Below are 22,518 nucleotides of genomic sequence, written 5' to 3' on the forward strand. Positions count from 1 at the left end.
CACCGAAACGCTGACGGGCAACAACACGTACACGGGCGCGACGACGATCAACAGCGGCACGCTCGCGATCAGCGGCAACGGCAGCCTCTCGTCGAGCAGCCCGGTCAGCCTGACGGCGGCCGGCGCGACGCTCGACCTGAGCGGCGCTGCGTCGCCGCAATCGACGGGCACGATCTCGGGCGTGGCGGGCTCGACGGTGAACCTCGGCAACAACAACCTGACGCTCGGCGGGTCCGGCGACGGCACCTACGCAGGCAACATCGCCGGCACCGGCGGCGTGACGATGAGCGGCACGGGCACGGAAACGCTGACGGGCGCCAACACCTACACCGGTGCGACGACGATCAACAGCGGCACGCTCGCGATCGGCGCGGGCGGCAGCCTGTCGGCGACGACACCGGTGAGCCTGACGGGTGCGGGCGCAACGTTCGACCTGAGCGGCGCGACCACGCCGCAGACGACGGGCACGCTGTCGGGTGTCGCGGGTTCGACCGTGAACCTCGGCGGCAACAACCTGACGCTGGGCGGCACGGGCAGCGGCACGTATGACGGCACGATCGCCGGTGCGGGCGGCAGCCTCACGCTGGCCGGCACCGGCACCGAAACGCTGACCGGCACGAACACGTACACGGGCGGCACGAACCTGACGGGCGGCGGCACGCTGATCGCGAGCAACGGCTCGGCACTCGGCACGGGCGCGCTGAACACGAGCGGCGCAGGCGGCACGCTCGGCACGAGCGTCGCAGGCACGACGCTGACCAACGCGATCAATCTCGGATCGGGTTCGACGCTGACGGTCGGCGGTGCGAACGACCTCGGCCTGAGCGGCACGATCTCGGGCAGCGGCAATCTGGCCGTGAACGGGCCGTCGACGACGACGCTCACCGGTACGAATACGTACACGGGCAACACGACGATCGGCAACGGCAGCACGCTCGCTGTGGGTGCGGGCGGCGCTCTGTCGGGCGGCAGTGCGGTGAATCTGGCCGGCGCCGGCGCGACGCTCGACCTGAGCGCCGCCACGACGCCGCAATCGACGGGCGCGCTCTCGGGCGTGTCGGGTTCGACCGTGAACCTCGGCGGCAATGCGCTGACGCTCGGCGGTTCGGGCAGCGGGACGTATGACGGCACGATCGCGGGTGCAGGCGGCAGCCTGACGTTGGCGGGTACCGGCACCGAGACGCTGACGGGCAACAACACATACACGGGCGGCACGAACCTGACGGGCGGCGGCACGCTGCTGGCCGGCAATAGTTCGGCTCTGGGCACGGGCGCGGTGAACACGAGCGGCGCGGGCGGCACGCTCGGCACGAGCGTCGCAGGCACGACGCTGACCAACGCGGTCAATCTCGGTGCGGGTTCGACGCTGACGGTCGGCGGTGCCAACAATCTCGGCCTCGGCGGGACGATCTCGGGCAGCGGCAATCTGGCCGTGAACGGTCCGTCGACGACGACGCTGACCGGCGCCAACACGTACACCGGCAATACGTCGATCGGCAGCGGCAGCACGCTCGCGGTCGGGGCAGGCGGGAGCTTGTCGGGTGGCAGCGCGATCGATCTGGCCGGCACGGGCGCCACGCTCGATGTAAGCGCTGCGACGACACCGCAATCGACGGGCGCGTTGTCGGGTGTCGCGGGTTCGACCGTGAACCTCGGCGGCAACACGCTGACGCTCGGCGGTTCGGGCAACGGCACGTTCGGCGGGACGGTGGGCGGCACGGGCGGTCTGACGCTGTCGGGCACGGGCACTGAAACGCTGACGGGCAACAACACCTACACGGGCGCGACGACGATCAATAGCGGCACGCTGGCGATCGGCGCGGGCGGCAGCCTGTCGGCGACGACACCGGTGAGCCTGACGGGTGCGGGCGCAACGTTCGATCTGAGCGGCGCAACCACGCCACAAACAACCGGCACGCTCTCGGGTGTCGCGGGTTCGACGGTGAACCTCGGCAGCAACAACCTGACGCTGGGCGGCACGGGCAACGGCACGTACGGCGGCACGATCGCGGGCACGGGCGGCAGCCTGACGCTGTCGGGCACGGGTACCGAAACGCTGACCGGCACGAACACCTACACGGGCGGCACGAACCTGACCGGCGGCGGCACGCTGATCGCGGGCAGCAGCTCGGCACTCGGCACGGGCGCGCTGAACACGAGCGGCGCGGGCGGCACGCTGGCCGCGAGCACGCCGGGCACGACGCTGGGCAACGCTGTGAATCTCGGCAGCGGCTCGACGCTGACGGTCGGCGGCACGAACAGCCTCGGCCTGAGCGGCCAGATCTCGGGCAGCGGCACGCTCGCGCTCACGGGCCCGTCGACGACGACGCTTTCCGGCGCCAACAGCTACAGCGGCGGCACGCTCGTCACGGGCGGCGGCACGCTGGTGGCCGGCACGCCGACGGCGCTCGGCAGCGGCACGCTGAGCGTCGGTGGCAGCGGCGGCACGCTCGGCACCAGTGTGGCGGGCACGACGCTCGGCAACGCGGTGAACCTCGGCACGGGCTCGACGCTGACGGTCGGCGGCGCGAACAACCTCGGCCTGAGCGGCCCGATTTCGGGCGGCGGCAACCTCGCGGTGAACGGCCCGTCGACGACGACGCTGAGCGGCGCGAACACGTACACCGGCAGCACGACGATCGGCACCGGCAGCACGCTGGCCGTCGGCGGCAACGGCAGCCTGTCGGCCGCCAGTGCGCTGACGCTGGCGGGTAACGGCGCGACGCTCGACGTCGGCGGGGCGACGACGCCGCAGACGGCAAGCGCGTTGTCGGGCACGGCCGGTTCGACCGTGAACCTCGGCGGCAATACGCTGACCGTGGCCGGCCCCGCGGGCGGCGTGTTCGGCGGCACGATCGCCGGCAGCGGCGGTTTCGCGGTGCAGGGCGGCGGGACGCAGACGCTGACCGGCGCGAATACGTACACCGGCGGCACGACGATCGGCAGCGGCAGCACGCTCGCGCTGTCCGGCGCAGGCAGTCTCGCGCCGACGAGCCCGGTGACGCTCGCGGGCAGCGGCGCGACGCTGAACCTGACGGGCTCGGCCGCACCGCAGTCGATCGGCGCGCTGTCGGGCACGACGGGCTCGAACGTGAACCTCGGCAGCACGCCGCTGACGGTGAACACGGCGGGCACCGGTACGTTTGCGGGCACGCTGTCGGGCACCGCCCCGCTGACGCTGGCCGGCACGGGCGCGCAAGTGCTGAGCGGGACGAACCCGCTGTCCGGCCCGACGAACGTGACCGGCGGCACGCTTGCCGTCACCGGTTCGCTGGCGAACTCGCCGGTGACGGTCGGCAACGGCGCGACGGTCACGGGAACGGGCACGATCGGCGGTCTGGTCGTGTCGGGCGGCGGCACCGCATCGGTGCTGCAGCTCGGCCAGCCGCTGAAGGTGGCGGGCAACGCGACGTTCCAGCCCGGCTCGACGCTGCAGGTCGGCGCCACGCCGCAGCAAAGCGGCGGCCTCGACGTGACGGGTTCGGCCGCGCTCAACGGCGGGACGGTGCAGGTCGTCGCGGCGACCGGGCAGTATCAGCCGGGCAAGCTCTACACGATCGTCAATGCGGGCGCAGGCGTGCAGGGGCAATTCAGCGCGGTGAACTCGACGTATGCGTTCCTCACGCCGACGCTCCAGTACGACGCATCGCGCGTGCTGCTGTCGCTCGCGCCGAACGGCACGCCGTTCGCGTCGGTGGCCTCGACGCCCGACGGGCAGGCGGCGGCCGGCGCGGTCGGCACGCTGGGCGCCGGCAACCCGCTGTTCGATACGGTGCTGACGGCCGATGCGCCGACCGCGAGCCGCGCGTTCGCGCAACTGGCCGGCGATCTGTATCCGAGCACGCGCAGCGTGCTGCTGTCGGACAGCCGCTACGTGCGTGACGCGGTGCTCGATCGTGCGCGTCTCGGCTCGCAGCCGGGCGGGGCGTTGTGCGGCTGCGAGGCGCCGGTGTCGGCGGACGATCATGCGGCGTCGCTCGACCGTCGGCTTGCGGCGGAGAACGGCTGTACGCCGGCGAAGTCGTTCAAGCCGGCGGTTTGGGGCCGCATCTACGGCTCGCACAGCCGCTTCGACGGCGACGACGTCGCATCGATCGACCGCAACCTGTATGGCTTCATCGTCGGCACGGACGCGGAAGTCAGCAGCCACTGGCGCGTCGGTATCGCGGGCGGCGCATCGCGCAGCCTGCTCAATACCGACCAGAACGAATCGGCGAAGGTGAACGGCGAGACGATCGCGCTGTACGCGAGCGGCCGATACGACGCGTGGAACATCCGGGGTGGCCTCGCGCAGTCGTGGTACCGCGTGCACAGCGAGCGCAATCCGTCGTTCGGCAGCTTCTCCGATCACGACACCGCCAGCTACGACGCGAACGCGACGCAGGTGTTCACCGAGATCGGCTACTCGACCGCGATCCGCAACGTCGCGCTCGAGCCGTTCGTCGGCCTCGCCTACGCGAGCGTGCATACCGGCGGCTTCAACGAGAGCGGCGGCGCAGCCGCGCTGCAGGGCGAATCGCGCACGAGCGGGCTCGGCTTCTCGACGCTCGGCGTGCGTGCGTCGACCGATCTGGCGGTCACGACGAAGGGCAAGGTCTCCGCGTACGGCACGGTCGGCTGGCGGCATGCGTTCGGCAATACGCAGCCCGGTTCGACGCTGTCGTTCGCGAGCGGCGGGACGCCGTTCAACGTGGTCGGCGTGCCGGTCGCGCGCGATGCCGCAGTGCTCGAGGTCGGCGTCGATGCGGCCGTCACGAAGAACCTGTCGGTGGGACTGTCGTATAGCGGCCAGGTCGGCGGCCACGTCAGCGATCACGCGTTGTACGGCAACCTGTTGTGGAAGTTCTGAAGGTGGGGCGGCCGCTCGCGATGCGCTGTACGCGAGCGGCCGGTTTCGCGCTCGACGGTGCGGCGGTCGCGCGGTCCGACCGCCGAAAGCACGGTGTGCCGATCGAGCGGCGCGGCACGGGCAGGCGGAAGCGGCGCACGCGTGCGTCGTCGCGTCGATCGTCGTCGGATCGCCGGGTGTGAAGGTCGCGGTGAGGGTGGGCTTCGCGCTTCGCGCTCCGCGCGGAGACCTGCGGCAGCGCGGCGGCCGTTTCCCGGGCGCCTTCGAGCGCGTCGTGTGCCGACGTGTTTGTCAGCAGGCTGGCCGGCTGGTTGCGCCAACTCTCGTCGTCGGCTCCTTCCGTCGTGTTGCCGGCCATTCCGGTCGACGCGATCTTGCGTGCAATTGAAATGCACGCGACGGCAAGCGTTCGCCAATGCCGTTTCTCGCGCCGCAGGTGCGCCATCGCAGACTGGCGCGCAATGCCGGCCGGGCGAGTACGAAAACGATAGGCGCGCTAAGTGATGCCGCGCAGTTCGTACCGCGCCTCATCTCATTCACGTATGGGAATTCGAAGACCGCCTTGCAGCGTTCGTGCGCAGGCGGCGATGGATTGCGAGTGCGTCGCAAGCGGGCGCTGATCGCGCGTTCCGTTCTATCGGGGAAAGCGCTGGCGGTTGCCGAGACGTCCTTGTCGAAGGGGCGCCGGCCGACCAACTGCAGCATTCGTATTTCACGAGCTGTGCATCGACGAACCCGCCGCGCTCTGCGATCGGGCAACGCGACGATCGCGGCGATCGCGACGCGGCATGCGTTGCCGCCATGCCGCGCCGCGCGCCGGATCGTTGATTGTCGTTATCGAACTGCGAGGTTGGAATGGCTGGAAAGACTGCTGATGGCCCCGTCGCATGAGTGCCATGATGACAAACTTTTGTCTGATTGATTGTCAACCAACTTTAAACGCCGCGACGGTGCGGCGCGGAGCGGCGCAACGCGGCAACGCGGCCCTGCGACCGCATCAGCCCGCCTTGCGCGCGCCCGGATCGCGCAGGTTCGCCGGCACGATCGGACGGAAGCGCTCGCGCTTGTGTTCGTCGTCGAAATGCTGAAGCGCGGGCTTGATCAGATCGCTGCGCGACACGATCCCGGTGAGGCGCATCGATTGCGGATCGTCGACGACCGGCAGCCGCTCGAGCCCGAGCATCGCGAGACGCGACGCGACTAGGCGGCAGGTCTCGTGCGCCAGCGCGATCGCCGGCGCGCGATCGGCGAGCGCGGTCGCGATCGACGTGTCGGGCGTGCGTTGCGCGCGCTGCGCGTCGACGAACGCGCGATCGACGACGCCGAGCAGCCGGCTGTTCTGTACGACCGGATAGGCGCGATGCGTTTGCTGCGCGCCGAAGAACTGCGCGGCCACCGCCTCGAGCGTCGCCGTGCCGTCGATCGCGACGAGCGCGTCGGCGGGCGTCATCACCTCGCCGACATCGTGCCGTTCGAGCGGATCGACGCCGTATTCGCGATAGATGTGATAGCCGCGGCGCGCGATCTTCTCGGTCATGATCGAGCGCTTCATCGCGACCGTCGCGAAGCCGTGCGCGACGAGCGTCGCGGCGAGCAGCGGCAGCAGCGCATTCGCGTCGTGCGTGAGTCCGAACGCGAAGACGATCGCGGTCAGCGGTGCGCCGAGCGTCGCGCCGAGCGTCGCCGCCATGCAGACGAGCGGCCACAGCGCCGGATCGCCGCCCGGCAGCACCGGCGACAGCACGGTGCCGAGGCCCGCGCCGAGCATCAGCAGCGGCGCGAGCACGCCGCCCGACGTGCCCGAGCCGAGCGCGATGACCCACATCACGGCTTTCACGACGAGCAACGCAAGGGCGATCTGCAGCGCGATGTGCTGATGCAGCAGATCGCCGATCACGTCGTAGCCGACACCGAGCGCGCGCGGCTCGAGCCAGCCGCCGACACCGATCACGATTGCGCCGAGCGCCGGCCACCACATCCAGTGCACGGGCAGTTTCGCGAACGTATCCTCGACGCGATACAGCGCCGCCGACAGCCCGCAGGCGAGCACGCCGGACAGCAGGCCCGCGACGAGGCACGACAGCAGCGCGACGGGCGAGGGCGCGGCCGTCGTCAGCGGAAACAGCGGCTCGACGCCGAAGAACAGCGCGCGCGCGAAGCCGGCCACCGCACAGGCGAGCGCGACCGGCAGGAAGCTGCGCGGCCGCCATTCGAACAGCAGCAGCTCGACGGCGAGCAGCACCGCGGCGACCGGCGTGCCGAACACGGCCGTCATGCCGGCGGCCGCACCGGCGACGAGCAGCGTCTTGCGCTCGGCGGCCGTCACATGCACGCATTGCGCAATCAGCGAGCCGAGCGCACCGCCCGTCATGATGATCGGGCCTTCGGCGCCGAACGGGCCGCCGCTGCCGATCACGATGCCCGACGACAGCGGCTTGAGCACGGCGACCTTCGGCGACATGCGGCTCTTGCCGAACAGGATCGCCTCGATCGCTTCGGGGATGCCGTGCCCGCGGATCTTCTCCGAACCGAAGCGCGCCATCAGCCCGACGACGAGCGCGCCGATCACCGGTACGACGATGACCCATGCGCCGAGCGCATTGCCGGCGGGCGAGCGGTCCGCGAACGAGAACTGCTGGAAGAAGAACAGGTTCGTGAACAGATGGATCAGGCTCAACAGCACGAACGCCGCGAGCGTGCTAAGCAGGCCGATCACGGCGGCAAGCAACGCGATCCTGGGCAGGCGTTCGTTGGTCGAGAAATCGCGTTTGTGCGGTGCGTTCATCGGAGTCGGAAAAACGGAGGTCAGTAATCGATCTGGGGAACCTGGAATGCGCCCTTGAGCGACTTCAGCTCGGCGCGATGCATCGCCGCGAGGCGCGCAAGCAGCGTTTCGCCTGCCGGCTCGAGGTGCACCTCGACCTGCCGGCGATCGGCTTCGCTCGGCTTGCGCTTCACGAGGCCGAGCGCCTCGCAGCGCGTGACGAGCGCGACGACGCCGTGATGCTGCGCCTGCAGCCGCTCGGCGAGCTCGCCGATGGTCGCCCATTCGCGGTGCGGGTAGCCCTTGATGTGCAGCAGCAGCAGGTATTGCAGCGGCGTCACGCCTTCGCTTTGCGCGGCGCGCTCGGAGAAGCGTTCGAAACGCCGCATCTGGTAGCGGAATTCGGACAGTTGCTGGAAGTCGCTTTTGGTCAGCGCACGTCGGCTATCGGTCATCGCAGGGGCGGAAGGTCGGTTTCAATAGCGCGCCAATATATCACAACATGATATAAATGACCGGATTTGAACGGTGTTTTACGTTATTCGGCTTTCGCGCGCGTTACGCGGCTTCGAGTATCTGCGTCTGCTGGTACAGGCCCGTGATGAGGTCCGTCTGCGTGATGATGCCGACGAGCCGGCGCGATGCGTCGACGACCGGAATATGGTGGTGGCCCGAATGCGTGAACAGCGGCACGAGCGCGGTCAGCGGCAGCGTCTGCGGCACCGACGCGACGTCGCGCGTCATCACGGTCGACACGCTCGGCGGCTGGCCGCCGAACGATTCGGGCAGCCGCGCGGACAGGCGCTGCCACAGCGCGGCAGGCCGGCGCAGCGGACGCGTGAGGTCCGCGCGCGTGACGATGCCGGTCAGCCGGCCGTCCGCGTCGACGACGGGCAGCGCCTTCACGCGATGACGGTCGAGCAGCGTGAGCGCCGCGGTGATCGACGTCGACGGCGCGATGCTGATCGCGTTCTTCGTCATCAGGTCGGCGCACGTAAGCTGGCCGAAGGTGCGCGCGTAGGCTTGCATTTCGGTTTCGCGCAGCAGCGTTTCGAGATCGTCCGGATCGACGTCGAGCCATTCGCTGCGGCGCTTGAGCACGGCGTCGAGATCCTCGCGCCTGAAGCCGCCGCGGGCCGGCGTCGCCGCCTGCGGCTTCGCGTCGCCGCGCGCGCTGCCGTGCGGATAGCGGTGGCCCGTCAGCGCGTGATACGCGAGCGCGGCCGACAGCAGGATCGCCGATTGCAGCAGAATCGGTTCGAGCACGAAGCCGAAGCCGAGCGCATGGATCGCCGGGCCGCCGACCACGGCCGTGAGCGCGACGGCACCCGACGGCGGGTGCACGCAGCGCAGCACGAACATTCCGCCGATCGCGCAGGCGATCGCGACCGCGGCGGCCGTGATCGGATCCGCGATCCACTGTGCGCATGCGACGCCGACAGTCGCGGCGACGAGATTGCCGCCGATGATCGACCACGGCTGCGCGAGCGGACTCGCGGGCACCGCGAACAGCAGCACGGCCGAGGCGCCCATCGGCGCGACGAGCAGCGGCACGAGGCCCGGCACGCCCGGCAGCAGCCGCATCGTGACGCCGACCGTCGCAATGCCGACGAGCGCGCCCGTGCACGAACGCAGGCGTTCGCGCCAGCCGAGTGTCATCGGGTGGGGAATGAAGCTGTGCAGCCATTGGCGCAGCGTGCGGCGCGACGGGGAGGAGCCTGACGACATGGACGTAACGGTTGAAAAGATCGGACGCATCGCGGCGGCATGCCGCGGGCCGGGCCGGAATTATATCGCGTCGTGATACAAATTGTCGCGCTGCATCAACGCGTTGCGCGCAGGCGACGCGCGTTCCTTGCGGAAACCTTTCATTCGATGAAAGGCGCCGCGTGCGTCATTGCGCAAATTTGTCTGCGGCGGCGTACAATTCCGGCCACCGAATCCCCGCTATGTCAGAACCCCGTCCGCCATGCCCGCTCTCCCGCCTTCTCCCCGGCACGGTGAGCGATGTCGCGCGGTTCGCGGCCGTGCTGCATCGCCCGGCTGACGCGCGCGCGGCCGACGCCTTCTCCCCACAGACTCTCCCGAAGCCAATTCAATGGACATGCTCGAAAACATGCGCCTGTTCGTGCGCGTTGTCGAAGCCGGCAGTTTCACCGCGGTTGCGAAAGAGATCGATGCGACCACGGCGCAGGTGTCGCGCGCCGTGTCGAATCTCGAAGCGCACGTGCAGACGCGTCTTCTGCATCGCACGACGCGCCACCTCGGTCTGACCGAAAGCGGCGAGCGCTATTTCGAGCGTGCGAAATCGATCCTCGCGGAGATCGACTACGCGAACGCCGAGGCGCGCAATGCGCTGCTGCGGCCGAGCGGGAAGATGCGCATCCATGCGATGACGGGGCTCGGGCAGAGTCATGTCGTGTCGTCGATCGTCCGCTATCAGGAGGACAATCCCGAGGTGTCGGTCGAGCTGACGCTTGCGCAGCGCATGCCGAACCTCGTCGAGGAAGGGTACGACGTGTCGATCGTCACGGCGTCGCAGTTGCCCGATTCCGGCTACGTCGCGCAGACCTGCGGTACGAGCTGCAGCGTGCTCGTCGCGTCGCGCGACTATCTCGCGCGGCACGGCACGCCGCAGACGCCGGACGATCTGCCGAACCACGTGTGCCTGCGCCTCGACACACCGGCGTCGCCCGCGAGCGAGTGGCGGCTCGAACGCGCCGACGGCGAGGAGACCGTGTACGAACTGCAGCCCGCGCCGTTCCAGGTCAACGTGCCGGACGCGCTCTGCGTCGCAGTGCGCGCAGGGCGCGGGATCGCCTGCGTCGCGCTCTATACGGTGCTCGACGACATCCGCGAAGGGCGGCTGATCCGCGTGCTGCCCGAGTACCGGTTGCAGACCGTCAGCGTCTATGCGGTCTATGCGACGCGCCGCTATCTCGATGCGAAGATCCGCACGTTCCTCGACCATCTGCGCACGACGCTGACGCCGGCGCTGGAGAACGATCTGCGCGAACTCGACCGGCTCACGATCGAGCAGGCGCAAAGCGGCGGGCTGAAGCGCGCGTGATGCGGCGCGCGCGCGTATCGCTCGAACGCGCGATCCTGCACCGCGGCGATCACCGGTCCGCTGCGACGCGAATGCGCTCGAAGCGGCCCGCGAGCCACGCATACGCGGCGATGCCGATCAGCCCGTGCGCGGCGACGAACCACAGCGCGCCGGAAAACGAACCCGTGTGCGCGACGAAGTAGCCGATCACGAGCGGCGTGACGATGCCCGCGATATTGCCGAGACCGTTGAACACACCGCCGCTCAGGCCGACCATGCCTGCCGGCGCGGTGTCGGCGAGCACGGCCCAGCCGACGGCCGCCAGCCCCTTGCCGAAGAATGCGATCGTCATCAGCGCGATCACGACCGTGTTCGACGATGCGCCGTTCGCGAGCACCAGCAGCGTCGCCATCGCCATCCCCGCGATGAACGGCGTCTTGCGTGCGCGCGACGGATGCACGCCGCGCCGGATCAGCCAGTCCGACAGCACGCCGCCGAGCACGCCGCCCGTGAAGCCGCAGATCGCCGGCAGCGCGGCGACCCAGCCGGCTTCCATGATCGTCATGCCGCGTCCCTTGATCAGGTAGATCGGAAACCAGGTGATGAAGAAGTAGGTGAGCGCCGTGATGCAGTACTGGCCGATGTAGATCGCCCACAGGTTGCGGTGGCGGAACAGCTGCGAGGCGTCACGCCACGAGACGCGCGCGCGATGCCGGACGCGGTTCGCCTCGAGATCGACCAGCGCGCCGTGCGCGCGCAGATAGTCGCGCTCGGCGTCGCTCACGCGCGGGTGGCTGTGCGGTTCGCGATACCACGCGAACCATAGCGCGGCGAGCGCGATGCCGAGCATCCCCATCCACAGGAATACGTGCGTCCAGCCCAGCGCATGCGTGAGCCACGCCATCGCCGGCGTGAACAGCACGACGGCCATGTATTGCGCGGAATTGAACAGCGCCGACGCGGTGCCGCGTTCGGCGGTCGGAAACCAGCACGCGACGATTCGCGAGTTGGCGGGGAAGGCCGGCGATTCGACGAGGCCGAGCATGAAGCGCATCGCGAACAGCGCGAGCGTCGCGGCGCCCGCCTGCACGCCGAGCCATCCGACCGTGCCCTGCAACATCGTGAATACCGACCACAGCAGCAGGCTCAGGCCGTAGACGCGCCGCGCGCCGTAACGGTCGAGCAGCCAGCCGCCGGGAATCTGCCCGATCGCATAGGCCCACGCGAACGCCGAAAAAACGATGCCGAGCTGCACGGGCGTGAGCCCGAGGTCGCGCGCGACGCCGGTGCCGGCGATCGACATCGTCGCGCGGTCCGCATAGTTGACGACGGTGACGGCGAAGATCAGGGCGAGGACCGCGTAACGGACGCGGCCGATCGTACGCGAGTTGGCGGCTGCGGGCGCGGCGACGGCGGCGCCGGAGGATCGGTTGGGCATGCGTGTCTCCTGGCCTCCGTCGTGCGGAGGGATGTTGTGTCGTGGCGAGGCGGGCGCGCGCCGCTTGCGCGGCGCGACCCGTTCAGGTCGTGACGCTGGTCGGCGGCCGCTGGCCCGCGAAGCACGCGGCGAGGTTGGCGAGCACGATGCGGCCCATTTCCTCGCGCGTCTCGCGCGTGGCGCTCGCGCGGTGCGGCTGCACGACGACGCGGTCGAGTTCGAGCAGCGCGGGCGGCACCTGCGGTTCGTTCGCGAACACGTCGAGGCCGGCGCCGGCGATCGTGCCGTCCGCCAGCGCGCGCACGAGCGCGGTTTCGTCGACGAGCTTGCCGCGCGCGACATTGATCAGGAAGCCGTTGCGGCCGAGCGCGGCGAGGACCTCGGCCGTGATCAGCACCTTGCCGTGATCGGCCGATGCGGCGACGACCAGCACGTCGCTGTCGCGCGCGAGCGCGATCAGGTCGGGCACGAACCGGTAGCCGCTGTCGCGATGCTCGCGCGGGCCGAAGTAGCTGACCGGCATCCGGAACGCCTGCGCGCGCTGCGCGATCGCGCGCCCGACGCGGCCGAGGCCGACGATGCCGAGCCGCTTGCCCGTCACCTGCGTCGCGAGCGGCTGCGCGAACGTGCCCCAGCGGCCGGCGCGCACGATGCGTTCGCCGAGGCCGAGATCGCGCAAGGTCATCAGGATCAGCCCCATCGCCATGTCGGCTACGTCGTCGGTCAGCACGTCGGGCGTCGTCGTGACGTGGATGCCGCGTGCGCGTGCGCGTTCGAGATCGACGGCGTCGGTGCCGATGCCGTTGATCGCGACGATTTCGAGCGCGCCGAGCCGGTCCATCAGCGCGGCGGACAAGCCGTTTGCGCCGCCCGTCACGACGCCGCGGATGCGCGGCGCGACGCGCGCGAGCAATGCGTCGGGGTCATCGGTCGCATATAGCCGATGCACCGCGTAGCGGGCGCACAGTTCGGCGTCGATCGCGTCGGGAAGCGGCTGGGTAAGCAGGATATCGATGGTCATCAGAGTCTCGGTCAGCGTGCGCGGCGCGGGTCGCGCATCGGGTGCAACCGAGTATAGGAATCGCATCGATGTTGGTCTAACATCAAACGCCTATTGATTGATTCAACTATTGAATGATCGAACTGCACCAGCTTCGCTGCTTCGTCGCGGTCGCCGAGGAACTGCACTTCGGGCGCGCCGCGAAGCGGCTTTTCATGACGCAGCCGCCGCTGAGCCGGCAGATCCAGTTGCTCGAACATGCGCTCGGCATCGCGTTGCTCGAGCGCAGCAGCCGGCAGGTGAGCCTGACCGCGGCCGGCGAACGCTTTCTGCGCGACGCGCGGCACATCCTCGAATTCTCGGCGCGAGCCGAACAGGCCGCGCAGCGCGTCGCGCACGGCGGCGCGGGCCGCATCACGCTCGGCTTCACGGCCGTCAGCGCATACCGGATGATTCCGATGCTGCTCGCGCATGCGGCGCACGCCTTGCCCGACGTCGACGTCGAGTTGCGCGAGATGGTGTCGACGGTGCAGATCGACGCGCTCGCGTCGCGGATGCTCGATGCGGGGTTCGTGCGCCAGCGCGCCGCGCGCCAGCCGCTCGAATACCGGCTCGTGCAGCGCGAGCCGATGCTCGTTGCGGTTGCGGAAGGCGCGCCGCTCGCCGTACACGAACGGATCGGCCCGGACGATCTCGATCGCCAGCCCTTCATCGCGTATTCGCCGAACGAGGGCAAGTATTTCCACGACATGATTTCCGGGATGTTCGCCAGCGCCGGGCGGCTGCCGAACTACCTGCATTACGTCGGGCAGACGCATACGATCCTCGGCCTCGTGCGCGCGGGGCTCGGCGCGGCGCTGGTGCCGGCGTCCGCGCGCGAGCTGCACGTGGACGGCGTCGTGTTTCGTCCGCTCGCGGACGTCGACGTCGCGGCCGAGCTGTATCTCGCGTGGCGGACCGACAACGACAATCCGGCGCTGCCGGTATTCAATGCGATGGTCGAGCGGTTTCTGACGGAAAGCGCGGACGGCGCCATCGCGTAAGCGTCGCGCCGGCGCGCGAGTGCAAGCGGGAAGGGTCGAAGGGAAAAGGCGAGGGGAAAGCGGCGGAGCGCAGGCCTGGCCGCACGCCGGAATCGACGCGCGGCCAGGCCCGGCGACAGGTCAATGCGTGACCGACAGAAACAGATACGCGGCGAACAGCGACAGATGCACGACGCCGTGCAGCACGGTCGTGCGACCCTGGCTCAGCGTCAGCGTGCTGACGAGCAGCGTCAGCGCGAGCAGCACGGTTTCCATCGGACCGATGCCGAGCGTCAGCGGCTGGCCGACCCAGATGAACACGGCCGCGACCGTCGGGATCGTGAGGCCGATACTCGCGAGCGCGGAGCCGAGCGCGAGGTTCATGCTGGTCTGCAGCCGGTTCGCGCGCGCGACCGTCACGGCCGCGAGCCCTTCGGGCAGCAGCACGAGCGCGGCGATCACGATCCCGACCGCCGCTTCCGGCGCGCCGAGCTTCATCACGGCATGTTCGACGGCCGGCGACAGCAGCTTCGCGAGCAGCACGACCGCGACGAGGCTCGCGAACAGCAGCGCGAGGCTGATCAGCGCGGTGCGGCCGCTCGGCGGCGCCGCATGCACGGCCTCGTTCGCGCTGTCGTGATCGGCGAGGAAGTAGTCGCGATGGCGCACCGTCTGCACGAACACGAACACGCCGTACAGCACGAGCGACGACACGCCGGCGAACGCGAGCTGCGACTTCGACAGCATCGGGCCGGGCGCCGCGCTCAGGTAGTTCGGCATCACGAGCGACAACACCGACAACGAGGCGAGCACCGCGAGCGCCTTGCTCGCGCCGCGCCCCTGAAAGTCCTGCTCACCGTGCTTCCACGCGCCGACGAGCAGACACAGCCCGACGATGCCGTTGCAGATGATCATCACGGCGGCGAACACGGTATCGCGCGCGAGGCCCGATTTCTCGGGGCCGGCGCCGAGCATCACGGATACGATCAGCGCGACTTCGATGACCGTCACGGCGACCGCGAGCACGAGCGTGCCGAACGGCTCGCCGACGCGATGCGCGACCACTTCGGCATGGTGAACGGCGGCGAACACGGCGCCCGCGAGTGCGGCGGCGAACAGCGCGATGACGAGGCCTTCGGCCGGCACGGCGCGCGACAGCGCGAGTACCAGCCAGGCGGCAAGCGGGGCCCAGAGGGTCCAGCGTGGAAGCTGGTTGGACGAGATCGGCATGGAGGGTTTCCTTATTCGAGTGGCGACGCGCGATGCGTCGACACGGGTTGACGAAGCCCGGCCGGACAATCCGCCGAACGAGGACGATGCAGCTGAAGGATGGCGGCGCGGTAGCGTCGCCGAGGTGTGCGGCCGCGAGGCCGCGACGGGCGCGGGCGGGCCGGAGCCCGTCGCTGGATGAAACGGTTCGATGCGGCCGGCGCGTCGATCGCAGTGCCGTTCCGGCCCCGCATGACCGACGCCGGGCGCCGATGACGGCTCGACACGCGGTTTTCCCCCGAAAGCCGACGATTCGTCGAATCTTATCAGGCGTTCCGGGGCCGGTATCTCGTTTTCGAACGCTTACATTGACCTTTCTGCTCGAAAAAAGTGCCCGGGCATGTCGATTTTGTGTCGTTGCAGATTCCGTAACGCTCTGTTGCCCGATAAATTCGGGCTCGCCCTGACATAAATCTACCGACCGGTCGGTTTATAATCGCTCGCACTTCCACTTGATGACGGATCGCAAGCGATGGCTGTTTCTTCTGCACATTCGACGAACCCCGGCGCGTTGCCGCTGTCGGCTGTCGTCGGCGTGATCGGCGCCGGCGCGATGGGCGCGGGTATCGCGCAGGTCGCGGCCGCGGCCGGCCACACGGTCTTGCTGTACGACCTGAACGAAACCGCCTGCGACAAGGCGCTGGCCGGCATTCGCGCGCAGTTCGCGCGGCTCGCGGAGAAAGGGCGGCTCGAGCCGGCCGAGGCCGACGCCGCCGGCAGCCGCCTCCGCGCCGTGCGCGCGCTCGCCGATTTCGCGCCCGCGGCGCTGATCGTCGAGGCGGCTGCGGAGCGGCTCGACGTGAAGCGCGAGATTTTCGCAACGCTCGAACGTCATGTCGACGATGCGTGTCTGCTCGCGACCAACACGTCGTCGATCTCGATCACGTCGATTGCGGCCGGGCTGCGCGCGCCGCAGCGCGTCGCCGGCCTGCATTTCTTCAACCCGGCGCCGTTGATGGCGCTCGTCGAGGTCGTCAGCGGGCTCGCGACCGCGCCCGAGGTCGCGCAGGCGCTCTACGCGACCGCGGCCGCGTGGGGCAAGAAGCCCGTGATGGCGAAGTCGACGCCCGGCTTCATCGTCAATCGCGTCGCGCGGCCGTACTACGCGGAGGCGCTGCGCGTGCTGAACGAACAGGGCGGCACGCCCGCGTCGATCGACGCGGTGCTGCGCGACGCCGGCGGCTTCCGGATGGGGCCGTTCGAACTGATGGACCTGATCGGCCACGACGTGAACTTCGCGGTGACCGAATCGGTGTTCCGCGCGTACTTTAACGATCCGCGCTACACACCGTCGCTGATTCAGCAGGAGCTCGTGAACGCGGGCTTCCTCGGCCGCAAGTCGGGGCGCGGCTTCTATTCCTACGCGGACGGCGCCGCGCCGCCCGTCGCCGATGTCGAACCGCCGCGCGATGCGCCGGCCGACGTCGTGCTGTTCGCCGTCGACGGCCCGGCCGCCGCGCTGCATGCGCGCCTGGCCGAGCGCATCGCGGGCGCGCGCGTGCAGGATGCGCATCCGCACGAGCTGATCGCGACGGCCGGCCGCGCGTCGATCGCGCTGACGGACGGCCGCACCGCGACCGAGCGTGCCGCGCAAACCGGCATGACCGATCTCGTGCTCGTCGATCTCGCGCGCGATTACACGCAGGCCGGCGTCGTCGCGCTCGCGCGCGCGCTGCAATGCAGCGACGCCGCCTATGCGGACGCGGTCGGTGTGTTCCAGCAGGCCGGTTTCCGCGTGATCGGCCTCGGCGACGTGCCGGGGATGATCGCGATGCGCACGGTCGCGATGCTCGCGAACGAGGCGGCCGACGCCGTGAACCAGGGCGTTTGCTCGCCCGCCGATCTCGATCTCGCGATGGAGAAGGGCGTCAACTACCCGTGCGGCCCGCTCGCGTGGGCCGATGCGATCGGCGTCGGCCGCGTGTACCGCGTGCTGTCGAACCTCGCCGCGAGCTACGGCGAGGACCGCTATCGCGTCTCGCCGCGCATCGCCGCGCGGCACGCGGCCGGCCGGTCGTTGCGCGCGTAGCCGCGATCCCGATCACGACAACGACATATTCCCTTGGAGGAGCACCCCGATGACTTACCCGACGCACCCCGCCGCCGCGCTCGAGCCGATCGAGACCGCCAGTCGCGACGAACTGCAGGCGCTGCAGCTCGAGCGCCTCAAATGGTCGCTTCGTCATGCGTATGACAACGTCGCGCACTATCGCCGCACGTTCGACGCGGCGGGCGTGCATCCGGACGATCTGAAAACGCTTGCCGATCTCGCGAAGTTTCCGTTCTCGACGAAGCACGACCTGCGCGACAACTATCCGTTCGGGCTGTTCGCGGTGCCGCGCGAGCAGGTCGTGCGCGTGCACGCGTCGAGCGGCACGACCGGCAAGCCGACCGTGGTCGGCTACACGGCGCGCGACATCGACACGTGGGCGAACGTCACTGCGCGGTCGATCCGCGCGGCGGGCGGCCGGCCCGGCGACACGCTGCACAACGCGTTCGGCTACGGGCTCTTCACCGGCGGGCTCGGGATCCACTACGGCGCGGAACGGCTCGGCTGCATGGTCGTGCCGATGTCGGGCGGCCAGACCGAGAAGCAGGTACAGCTGATCCGCGACTTCGAGCCGAAGATCATCCTCGTCACGCCGTCGTACATGCTGAACCTGATCGACGAGATGGTGCGGCAGGGAATGGACCCGGCGCAGTCGTCGCTGAAGATCGGCATCTTCGGCGCCGAGCCGTGGACGCAGGCGCTGCGCGAAGAAGTGGAGACGCGTGCGGGCATCGATGCGCTCGACATCTACGGGCTGTCCGAAGTGATGGGCCCGGGCGTCGCGTGCGAATGCGCGGAGACGAAGGACGGCCCGGTGATCTGGGAAGACCACTTCTATCCGGAGATCATCGATCCGGTGACGGGCGAGGTGCTGCCGGACGGCAGCGAGGGCGAACTCGTGTTCACGTCGCTGACGAAGGAGGCGATGCCGGTGATCCGCTACCGCACGCGCGACCTCGCCGCGTTGCTGCCGCCGACCGCGCGCGCGATGCGTCGTCTCGCGAAGATCACCGGCCGCTCCGACGACATGCTGATCGTGCGCGGCGTGAACGTGTTCCCGAGCCAGATCGAGGAGCTCGTCGTCGCGCAGCCGAAGCTGTCCGGCCAATTCCAGATCACGCTGTCGCGCGACGGGCACATGGACCGGCTCGACCTCGCGGTCGAGCTGCGCTCCGAAGCGACCGCGAGCGTGACCGACGGCGACCACGCCGAGATCGCACGCGCGCTGCAGCATCGGATCAAGACGATGATCGGCGTGTCGGCCGGCGTGACCGTGCTGGCCGCGGGCGGCATTCCGGCGAGCGCGACCGGCAAGGCGCGCCGCGTGGTCGACCGGCGGATCGCCGCGTAATCCCGGCGCCGTGGTCGGCGCTGCTGTCTTTTAGCGAGGAAACCTGTTCGATGGATGGATTGAAGACTCTGGCCGTGACGGTCGATGCGCGCGGTATCGCGACCGTCGCATTGCAGCGCGGCGACGTGCTGAACGCATTCGACGAGACGATGATCGCCGAGCTGACCGACGCGTTTACCGCGCTCGGCGCGCGCGACGACGTGCGTGCGATCGTGCTGCGCTCGGACGGCCGCGCGTTCTGCGCCGGCGCGGACCTGCAGTGGATGCAGCGTGCGAGCGCGAACGACGCGGCCGCGAATCTGCGCGACGCGGAGCGGTTCGCTGCGATGATGCGCGCGATCCGGCAGTGTCCGAAGCCGACCGTCGCACGTGTGCAGGGCCACGCGTTCGGCGGCGGCGTCGGCCTCTGCGCGGCCTGCGACATCGTGATCGCGAGCGAGCATGCGCGGTTCGCGGTCAGCGAGGCGCGCTTCGGGATTCTGCCGGCCGTGATCGGGCCGTATCTCGTCGAGGCAGTGGGCCAGCGTCAGGCGCGCCGGCTCGCGCTGACGGCGACGCAGCTGAGCGCGCACGACGCGGTCGCGATCGGGCTCATCCATCAGGCCGTCCCGCTCGATGCACTCGACGACGCGCTCGACAAGACGCTCGCCGAACTCGGCCGCAACGGCCCGAACGCGCTGATGGAGATCAAGCGCTTCTTCGATGCGATCGGCGAGTATCCGCCGTCGGACGCGCGTGCGGCGTTCACGGCGCAGACGATCTCGCGCGTGCGCGCGACCGACGAAGCGAAGGAGGGTTTCGCCGCGTTCTTCGCGAAGCGTCCGCCTGCGTGGGAGCCGGCTGCGGAATAGAGGCGGGGCCGCGCATCGTGTTCTCGCCTCGCTCGCGGGATGCGCGCGCGAGCGGCGCGTTGCGCAACGCGTGGGCGATTTGCGCGCGGCGCCAGGCGCTTGCTCTACAATGCGTGACCCCCGGCACGCCGCCGGCCCAGCCCTGACCGTTTGTTCGCGCCGATGATCGTTCACCGCCTTATCTCCGAGATCCTGTTCGGTTTCACCGGCCTGATGGGGATCATCAATCCGATCGGCATCGCCTTCCTGTTTCTCGAACGCACCGAAACGCTGACCGAGCACGAGCGGCATCTGCTCGCGAAGAAGGTCGCGTTCAACGCGTTCATCGTGCTGATGGTCGCGTTCTTCGTCGGCACGCCGGTGCTGCATTTCTTCGGGATCTCGATGGAGGCGCTGCGCATCGGCGGCGGCTTCGCGGTCGCGGTGTCGGGCTGGCAGATGCTGAACGAACCGGACGTGCCGGGCGGCGGCGATACGCCCGTCAAGCCGATCGATGCGAACGCGATCATGACGCGCGCGTTCTTCCCGCTGACCGTGCCGCTGACCGTCGGCCCCGGCTCCATCGCGACCGCGATCGCGCTGAACGCGAACCGCACGCACAAGCTCTCCGAATTCATGCTGTCGAGCATCGTGTCGATCGCGGTGTCGGCACTGATCGGTGTCGTGATCTGGCTCACGTACAGCCGTGCCGCGCTGCTCGCGCGCTATCTCGGCACTGAAGGGACGAAGGTCGCGATGCGCGTGTCCGCGTTCCTGCTGCTGTGCGTCGGCGTGCAGATCATGCTGACCGGCTTCTCCGAATTCCTGCGGCCGATCGCCGACCAGATCCGCTGACGCAGCCTCCGCACCGATCCGCACGCCTGCAGGCGCGCGCGGGCCGGTATAACATGCGACGTTTTGACCGCTGCGCGTGCGTACGCTTCGTCGTATTTCCGCGCGCGTCGGCCGCAAGCTCAACCCGACTGGCGAGGCAGACGATGGAATACGTGAAATTCGGATCCACAGGACTGGAGGTGTCGAAGCTGGTGCTCGGCTGCATGACGTTCGGCGAACCATCGCGCGGCACGCATCCGTGGACGCTGCCGGAAGCGGAAAGCCGCCCGATCATTCGCCGCGCGATCGAAGCCGGCATCAACTTCTTCGATACCGCGAACATGTACTCGGACGGCACGTCCGAAGAGATCGTCGGTCGCGCGCTGCGCGACTTCGCGAAACGCGACGAGGTCGTGATCGCGACGAAGGTGTTCTACCGGATGCGGCCGGGCCCGAACGGCGCGGGGCTGTCGCGCAAGGCGATCATGACCGACATCGACCAGAGCCTGAAGCGGCTCGGCACCGATTACGTCGACCTGTACCAGATCCACCGCTGGGACGACAGCACGCCGATCGAGGAGACGCTCGAGGCGCTGCACGACGTCGTGAAGGCGGGCAAGGCGCGCTATATCGGCGCGTCGTCGATGTACGCGTGGCAGTTCGCGAAGGCGCTGTACACCTCGCGTCAGCACGGCTGGACGCGCTTCGTCAGCATGCAGAATCACCTGAACCTGCTGTACCGCGAGGAGGAGCGCGAAATGCTGCCGCTCTGCGAAGCCGAAGGGATCGCCGTGATTCCGTGGAGCCCGCTCGCGCGCGGGCGCCTCACGCGCAACTGGGACGAATCGTCCGAGCGGCAGCAGAGCGATGCGGTCGGCCAGCGGCTGTACGATGCGACGGCCGACGCGGATCGCGCGATCGTCGATGCAGTCGCCGCGATCGCGGCCGCACGCAACGTGCCGCGCGCGCAGGTCGCGCTCGCCTGGGTGGCGCAAAAGCGCGGCGTCACGGCGCCGATCGTCGGCATCTCGAAGCTGCCTCAGCTCGACGACGCGCTCGCCGCGCTCGACCTCAAGCTGACCGACGACGAGATCGCGACGCTCGAACGTCCGTACGTGCCGCACGCGGTCGCCGGGTTCAACTGACGGCGCCGTCGCGCATCGCGCGCGGCGCCGCTTGCCGTCAGCGCGTGGCGGCGAGCATCGGATACGTGAACAGCGCGAAGTGCACGACGTTCAACCCGACGTGCGCAAGCGCGGCGGCGAACAGCCCGCCGCGCCGCCAGGCGATGCCGTAGCCGATGCCCGCGACGGTGCCGAGCACGATCCACGGCCAGCCGCCGGCCGCGTGCGCGGCGCCGAACGCCAGCGCGGCGATCGCGAGTGCGGCGGGTGCGCCCCACGAGAACCGGCGCAGCACGCGTTCGAGCCCGCCTTGCAGATAGCCGCGAAACAGCGCCTCTTCGGCGAGCGTGACGAGCAGCACGTTATTCGCGAGCCACAGCCAGCCGGCCGGCGGCCATTTCGGCGCCCAGCCGACGAGCCCGAACGCGAGTGCGCCCGCGAGACAGGCGCCGGCCGTCGCGACGGCGGCCGCGGCACCGACGCGCACGGCGCGTGCCAGCGGCACGGGCGGCGCGACCCACGGCAGCACCCACATCAGCCAGAGTCCGACGAGCGGCTTGTCGAGATTCAGGTACATCGTGAACGGCACGGCATCGGGCGTGAAGCGCACGGGGCCGATCACGCGCGGATTATGAAAACCCGGCAGCAGATGCAGGCTCAGCGCGATCGCCAGCGCGACGAAGACGATGTGCGCGACGATGCGCAGCGTCGGCGGACGGCCCGGCGTGACACCCCACGCAATCGCGGCCAGCAGGGCGAGCGGCAGCAGCGCGATCGGCGCGAGCTCGCCGAGCGCGAGCGCGCCCGCATAGCCGAGCACGGCCAGCACGAGGCTCGCGCGGTGCAGCGGACGATGCCACGCGAGCGCGGCGGACGCGAACAGCGCGAACCACGTCGCGACGAACGGGAAAGAGAAGGCGGGCATGCGGCGCGGCGGA

Annotated in this window: 16 protein-coding genes; 8 read left to right on the forward strand and 8 right to left on the reverse strand. The window is 69.5% G+C overall.

Translation table 11 applies throughout. The features are described from left to right. Window positions 1-4,849 (forward strand): autotransporter domain-containing protein (locus tag ACSHSS_RS05140; protein WP_445544634.1); only part of this gene is annotated, 4,849 nt, incomplete at its 5' end. Here ACSHSS_RS05140 and ACSHSS_RS05145 read toward each other — a convergent pair. From ACSHSS_RS05145 to ACSHSS_RS05160, 4 genes are all read right to left on the reverse strand, one after another. Next, on the reverse strand, window positions 4,806-5,294 hold the full coding sequence (locus ACSHSS_RS05145) for a hypothetical protein (protein WP_445544635.1): 489 nt from the start codon (window positions 5,292-5,294) through the stop codon (window positions 4,806-4,808). The two genes, ACSHSS_RS05140 and ACSHSS_RS05145, sit on opposite strands and share 44 nt — an antisense overlap. Before the next feature lie 552 nt (window positions 5,295-5,846). Further along, complete coding sequence (locus tag ACSHSS_RS05150; RefSeq protein ID WP_445544636.1) at window positions 5,847-7,634, reverse strand: chloride channel protein; 1,788 nt, start codon at window positions 7,632-7,634, stop codon at window positions 5,847-5,849. Window positions 7,635-7,654: 20 nt separating this feature from the next. Next, window positions 7,655-8,068 (reverse strand): MarR family winged helix-turn-helix transcriptional regulator, encoded by a 414-nt coding sequence (locus ACSHSS_RS05155; protein WP_006396919.1) that lies wholly within the window; start codon window positions 8,066-8,068, stop codon window positions 7,655-7,657. A 103-nt stretch (window positions 8,069-8,171) separates the two neighbouring features. Then, entirely contained in the window at window positions 8,172-9,341 is a 1,170-nt protein-coding gene (locus ACSHSS_RS05160) for an HPP family protein (protein WP_445544637.1), read from the reverse strand. 370 nt (window positions 9,342-9,711) lie between these two features. Here ACSHSS_RS05160 and ACSHSS_RS05165 point away from each other — a divergent pair, with 370 nt between their 5' ends. After that, the gene (locus tag ACSHSS_RS05165) at window positions 9,712-10,683 is read left to right on the forward strand and encodes a LysR family transcriptional regulator (protein WP_006396922.1); all 972 of its coding nucleotides are present in this window, start codon (window positions 9,712-9,714) and stop codon (window positions 10,681-10,683) included. 49 nt (window positions 10,684-10,732) lie between these two features. Here the strand turns inward: ACSHSS_RS05165 and ACSHSS_RS05170 are convergent, their stop codons facing one another. Both ACSHSS_RS05170 and ACSHSS_RS05175 read right to left on the reverse strand, forming a co-directional pair. Next, on the reverse strand, window positions 10,733-12,100 hold the full coding sequence (locus tag ACSHSS_RS05170) for an MFS transporter (protein ID WP_445544638.1): 1,368 nt from the start codon (window positions 12,098-12,100) through the stop codon (window positions 10,733-10,735). A gap of 82 nt (window positions 12,101-12,182) precedes the next feature. Then, window positions 12,183-13,121, reverse strand: a complete 939-nt coding sequence (locus ACSHSS_RS05175) for a 2-hydroxyacid dehydrogenase (RefSeq protein ID WP_445544639.1) — start codon at window positions 13,119-13,121, stop codon at window positions 12,183-12,185. A gap of 113 nt (window positions 13,122-13,234) precedes the next feature. On the opposite strand from ACSHSS_RS05175, the gene ACSHSS_RS05180 reads away from it, so the two are divergent. Continuing rightward, on the forward strand, window positions 13,235-14,143 hold the full coding sequence (locus tag ACSHSS_RS05180) for a LysR substrate-binding domain-containing protein (RefSeq protein ID WP_060099534.1): 909 nt from the start codon (window positions 13,235-13,237) through the stop codon (window positions 14,141-14,143). A gap of 120 nt (window positions 14,144-14,263) precedes the next feature. Here ACSHSS_RS05180 and ACSHSS_RS05185 read toward each other — a convergent pair whose 3' ends face one another. Next, entirely contained in the window at window positions 14,264-15,352 is a 1,089-nt protein-coding gene (locus tag ACSHSS_RS05185) for a calcium:proton antiporter (protein ID WP_445544640.1), read from the reverse strand. Between the two features lie 511 nt (window positions 15,353-15,863). Between ACSHSS_RS05185 and ACSHSS_RS05190 the strand changes: the two genes are divergently transcribed. From ACSHSS_RS05190 to ACSHSS_RS05210, 5 genes are all read left to right on the forward strand, one after another. Next, window positions 15,864-17,420: a 3-hydroxyacyl-CoA dehydrogenase gene (locus ACSHSS_RS05190; protein ID WP_445544641.1), complete on the forward strand. Its 1,557-nt coding sequence runs from the start codon at window positions 15,864-15,866 to the stop codon at window positions 17,418-17,420. A gap of 49 nt (window positions 17,421-17,469) precedes the next feature. Then, window positions 17,470-18,792, forward strand: coding sequence for a phenylacetate--CoA ligase PaaK (gene paaK / locus ACSHSS_RS05195; protein ID WP_445544642.1), 1,323 nt, complete (start codon window positions 17,470-17,472; stop codon window positions 18,790-18,792). Between the two features lie 50 nt (window positions 18,793-18,842). Further along, entirely contained in the window at window positions 18,843-19,643 is an 801-nt protein-coding gene (locus ACSHSS_RS05200; protein ID WP_217097196.1) for an enoyl-CoA hydratase-related protein, read from the forward strand. A 162-nt stretch (window positions 19,644-19,805) separates the two neighbouring features. Next, window positions 19,806-20,477 (forward strand): MarC family protein, encoded by a 672-nt coding sequence (locus tag ACSHSS_RS05205; RefSeq protein WP_043281580.1) that lies wholly within the window; start codon window positions 19,806-19,808, stop codon window positions 20,475-20,477. A gap of 143 nt (window positions 20,478-20,620) precedes the next feature. Continuing rightward, window positions 20,621-21,601: an aldo/keto reductase gene (locus ACSHSS_RS05210; RefSeq protein ID WP_012216916.1), complete on the forward strand. Its 981-nt coding sequence runs from the start codon at window positions 20,621-20,623 to the stop codon at window positions 21,599-21,601. Window positions 21,602-21,638: 37 nt separating this feature from the next. Here ACSHSS_RS05210 and ACSHSS_RS05215 read toward each other — a convergent pair whose 3' ends face one another. Beyond that, window positions 21,639-22,505, reverse strand: coding sequence for a CPBP family glutamic-type intramembrane protease (locus ACSHSS_RS05215; protein WP_445544643.1), 867 nt, complete (start codon window positions 22,503-22,505; stop codon window positions 21,639-21,641). Between the last annotated feature and the right edge of the window lie 13 nt (window positions 22,506-22,518).

Source organism: Burkholderia sp. BC1 (assembly GCF_052683555.1).

Excerpts from the sequence above, each read along its gene's own strand:
- ACSHSS_RS05175 (WP_445544639.1), bottom strand. The coding sequence starts at position 13,121 with ATGACCATCGATATCCTGCTTACCCAGCCGCTTCCCGACGCGATCGAC.
- ACSHSS_RS05205 (WP_043281580.1), top strand. The coding sequence starts at position 19,806 with ATGATCGTTCACCGCCTTATCTCCGAGATCCTGTTCGGTTTCACCGGC.
- ACSHSS_RS05160 (WP_445544637.1), bottom strand. The coding sequence starts at position 9,341 with ATGTCGTCAGGCTCCTCCCCGTCGCGCCGCACGCTGCGCCAATGGCTG.
- ACSHSS_RS05190 (WP_445544641.1), top strand. The coding sequence starts at position 15,864 with ATGGCTGTTTCTTCTGCACATTCGACGAACCCCGGCGCGTTGCCGCTG.
- ACSHSS_RS05150 (WP_445544636.1), bottom strand. The coding sequence starts at position 7,634 with ATGAACGCACCGCACAAACGCGATTTCTCGACCAACGAACGCCTGCCC.
- ACSHSS_RS05170 (WP_445544638.1), bottom strand. The coding sequence starts at position 12,100 with ATGCCCAACCGATCCTCCGGCGCCGCCGTCGCCGCGCCCGCAGCCGCC.
- ACSHSS_RS05155 (WP_006396919.1), bottom strand. The coding sequence starts at position 8,068 with ATGACCGATAGCCGACGTGCGCTGACCAAAAGCGACTTCCAGCAACTG.
- ACSHSS_RS05165 (WP_006396922.1), top strand. The coding sequence starts at position 9,712 with ATGGACATGCTCGAAAACATGCGCCTGTTCGTGCGCGTTGTCGAAGCC.
- ACSHSS_RS05200 (WP_217097196.1), top strand. The coding sequence starts at position 18,843 with ATGGATGGATTGAAGACTCTGGCCGTGACGGTCGATGCGCGCGGTATC.
- ACSHSS_RS05185 (WP_445544640.1), bottom strand. The coding sequence starts at position 15,352 with ATGCCGATCTCGTCCAACCAGCTTCCACGCTGGACCCTCTGGGCCCCG.
- paaK (WP_445544642.1), top strand. The coding sequence starts at position 17,470 with ATGACTTACCCGACGCACCCCGCCGCCGCGCTCGAGCCGATCGAGACC.
- ACSHSS_RS05180 (WP_060099534.1), top strand. The coding sequence starts at position 13,235 with ATGATCGAACTGCACCAGCTTCGCTGCTTCGTCGCGGTCGCCGAGGAA.
- ACSHSS_RS05145 (WP_445544635.1), bottom strand. The coding sequence starts at position 5,294 with ATGGCGCACCTGCGGCGCGAGAAACGGCATTGGCGAACGCTTGCCGTC.
- ACSHSS_RS05215 (WP_445544643.1), bottom strand. The coding sequence starts at position 22,505 with ATGCCCGCCTTCTCTTTCCCGTTCGTCGCGACGTGGTTCGCGCTGTTC.
- ACSHSS_RS05210 (WP_012216916.1), top strand. The coding sequence starts at position 20,621 with ATGGAATACGTGAAATTCGGATCCACAGGACTGGAGGTGTCGAAGCTG.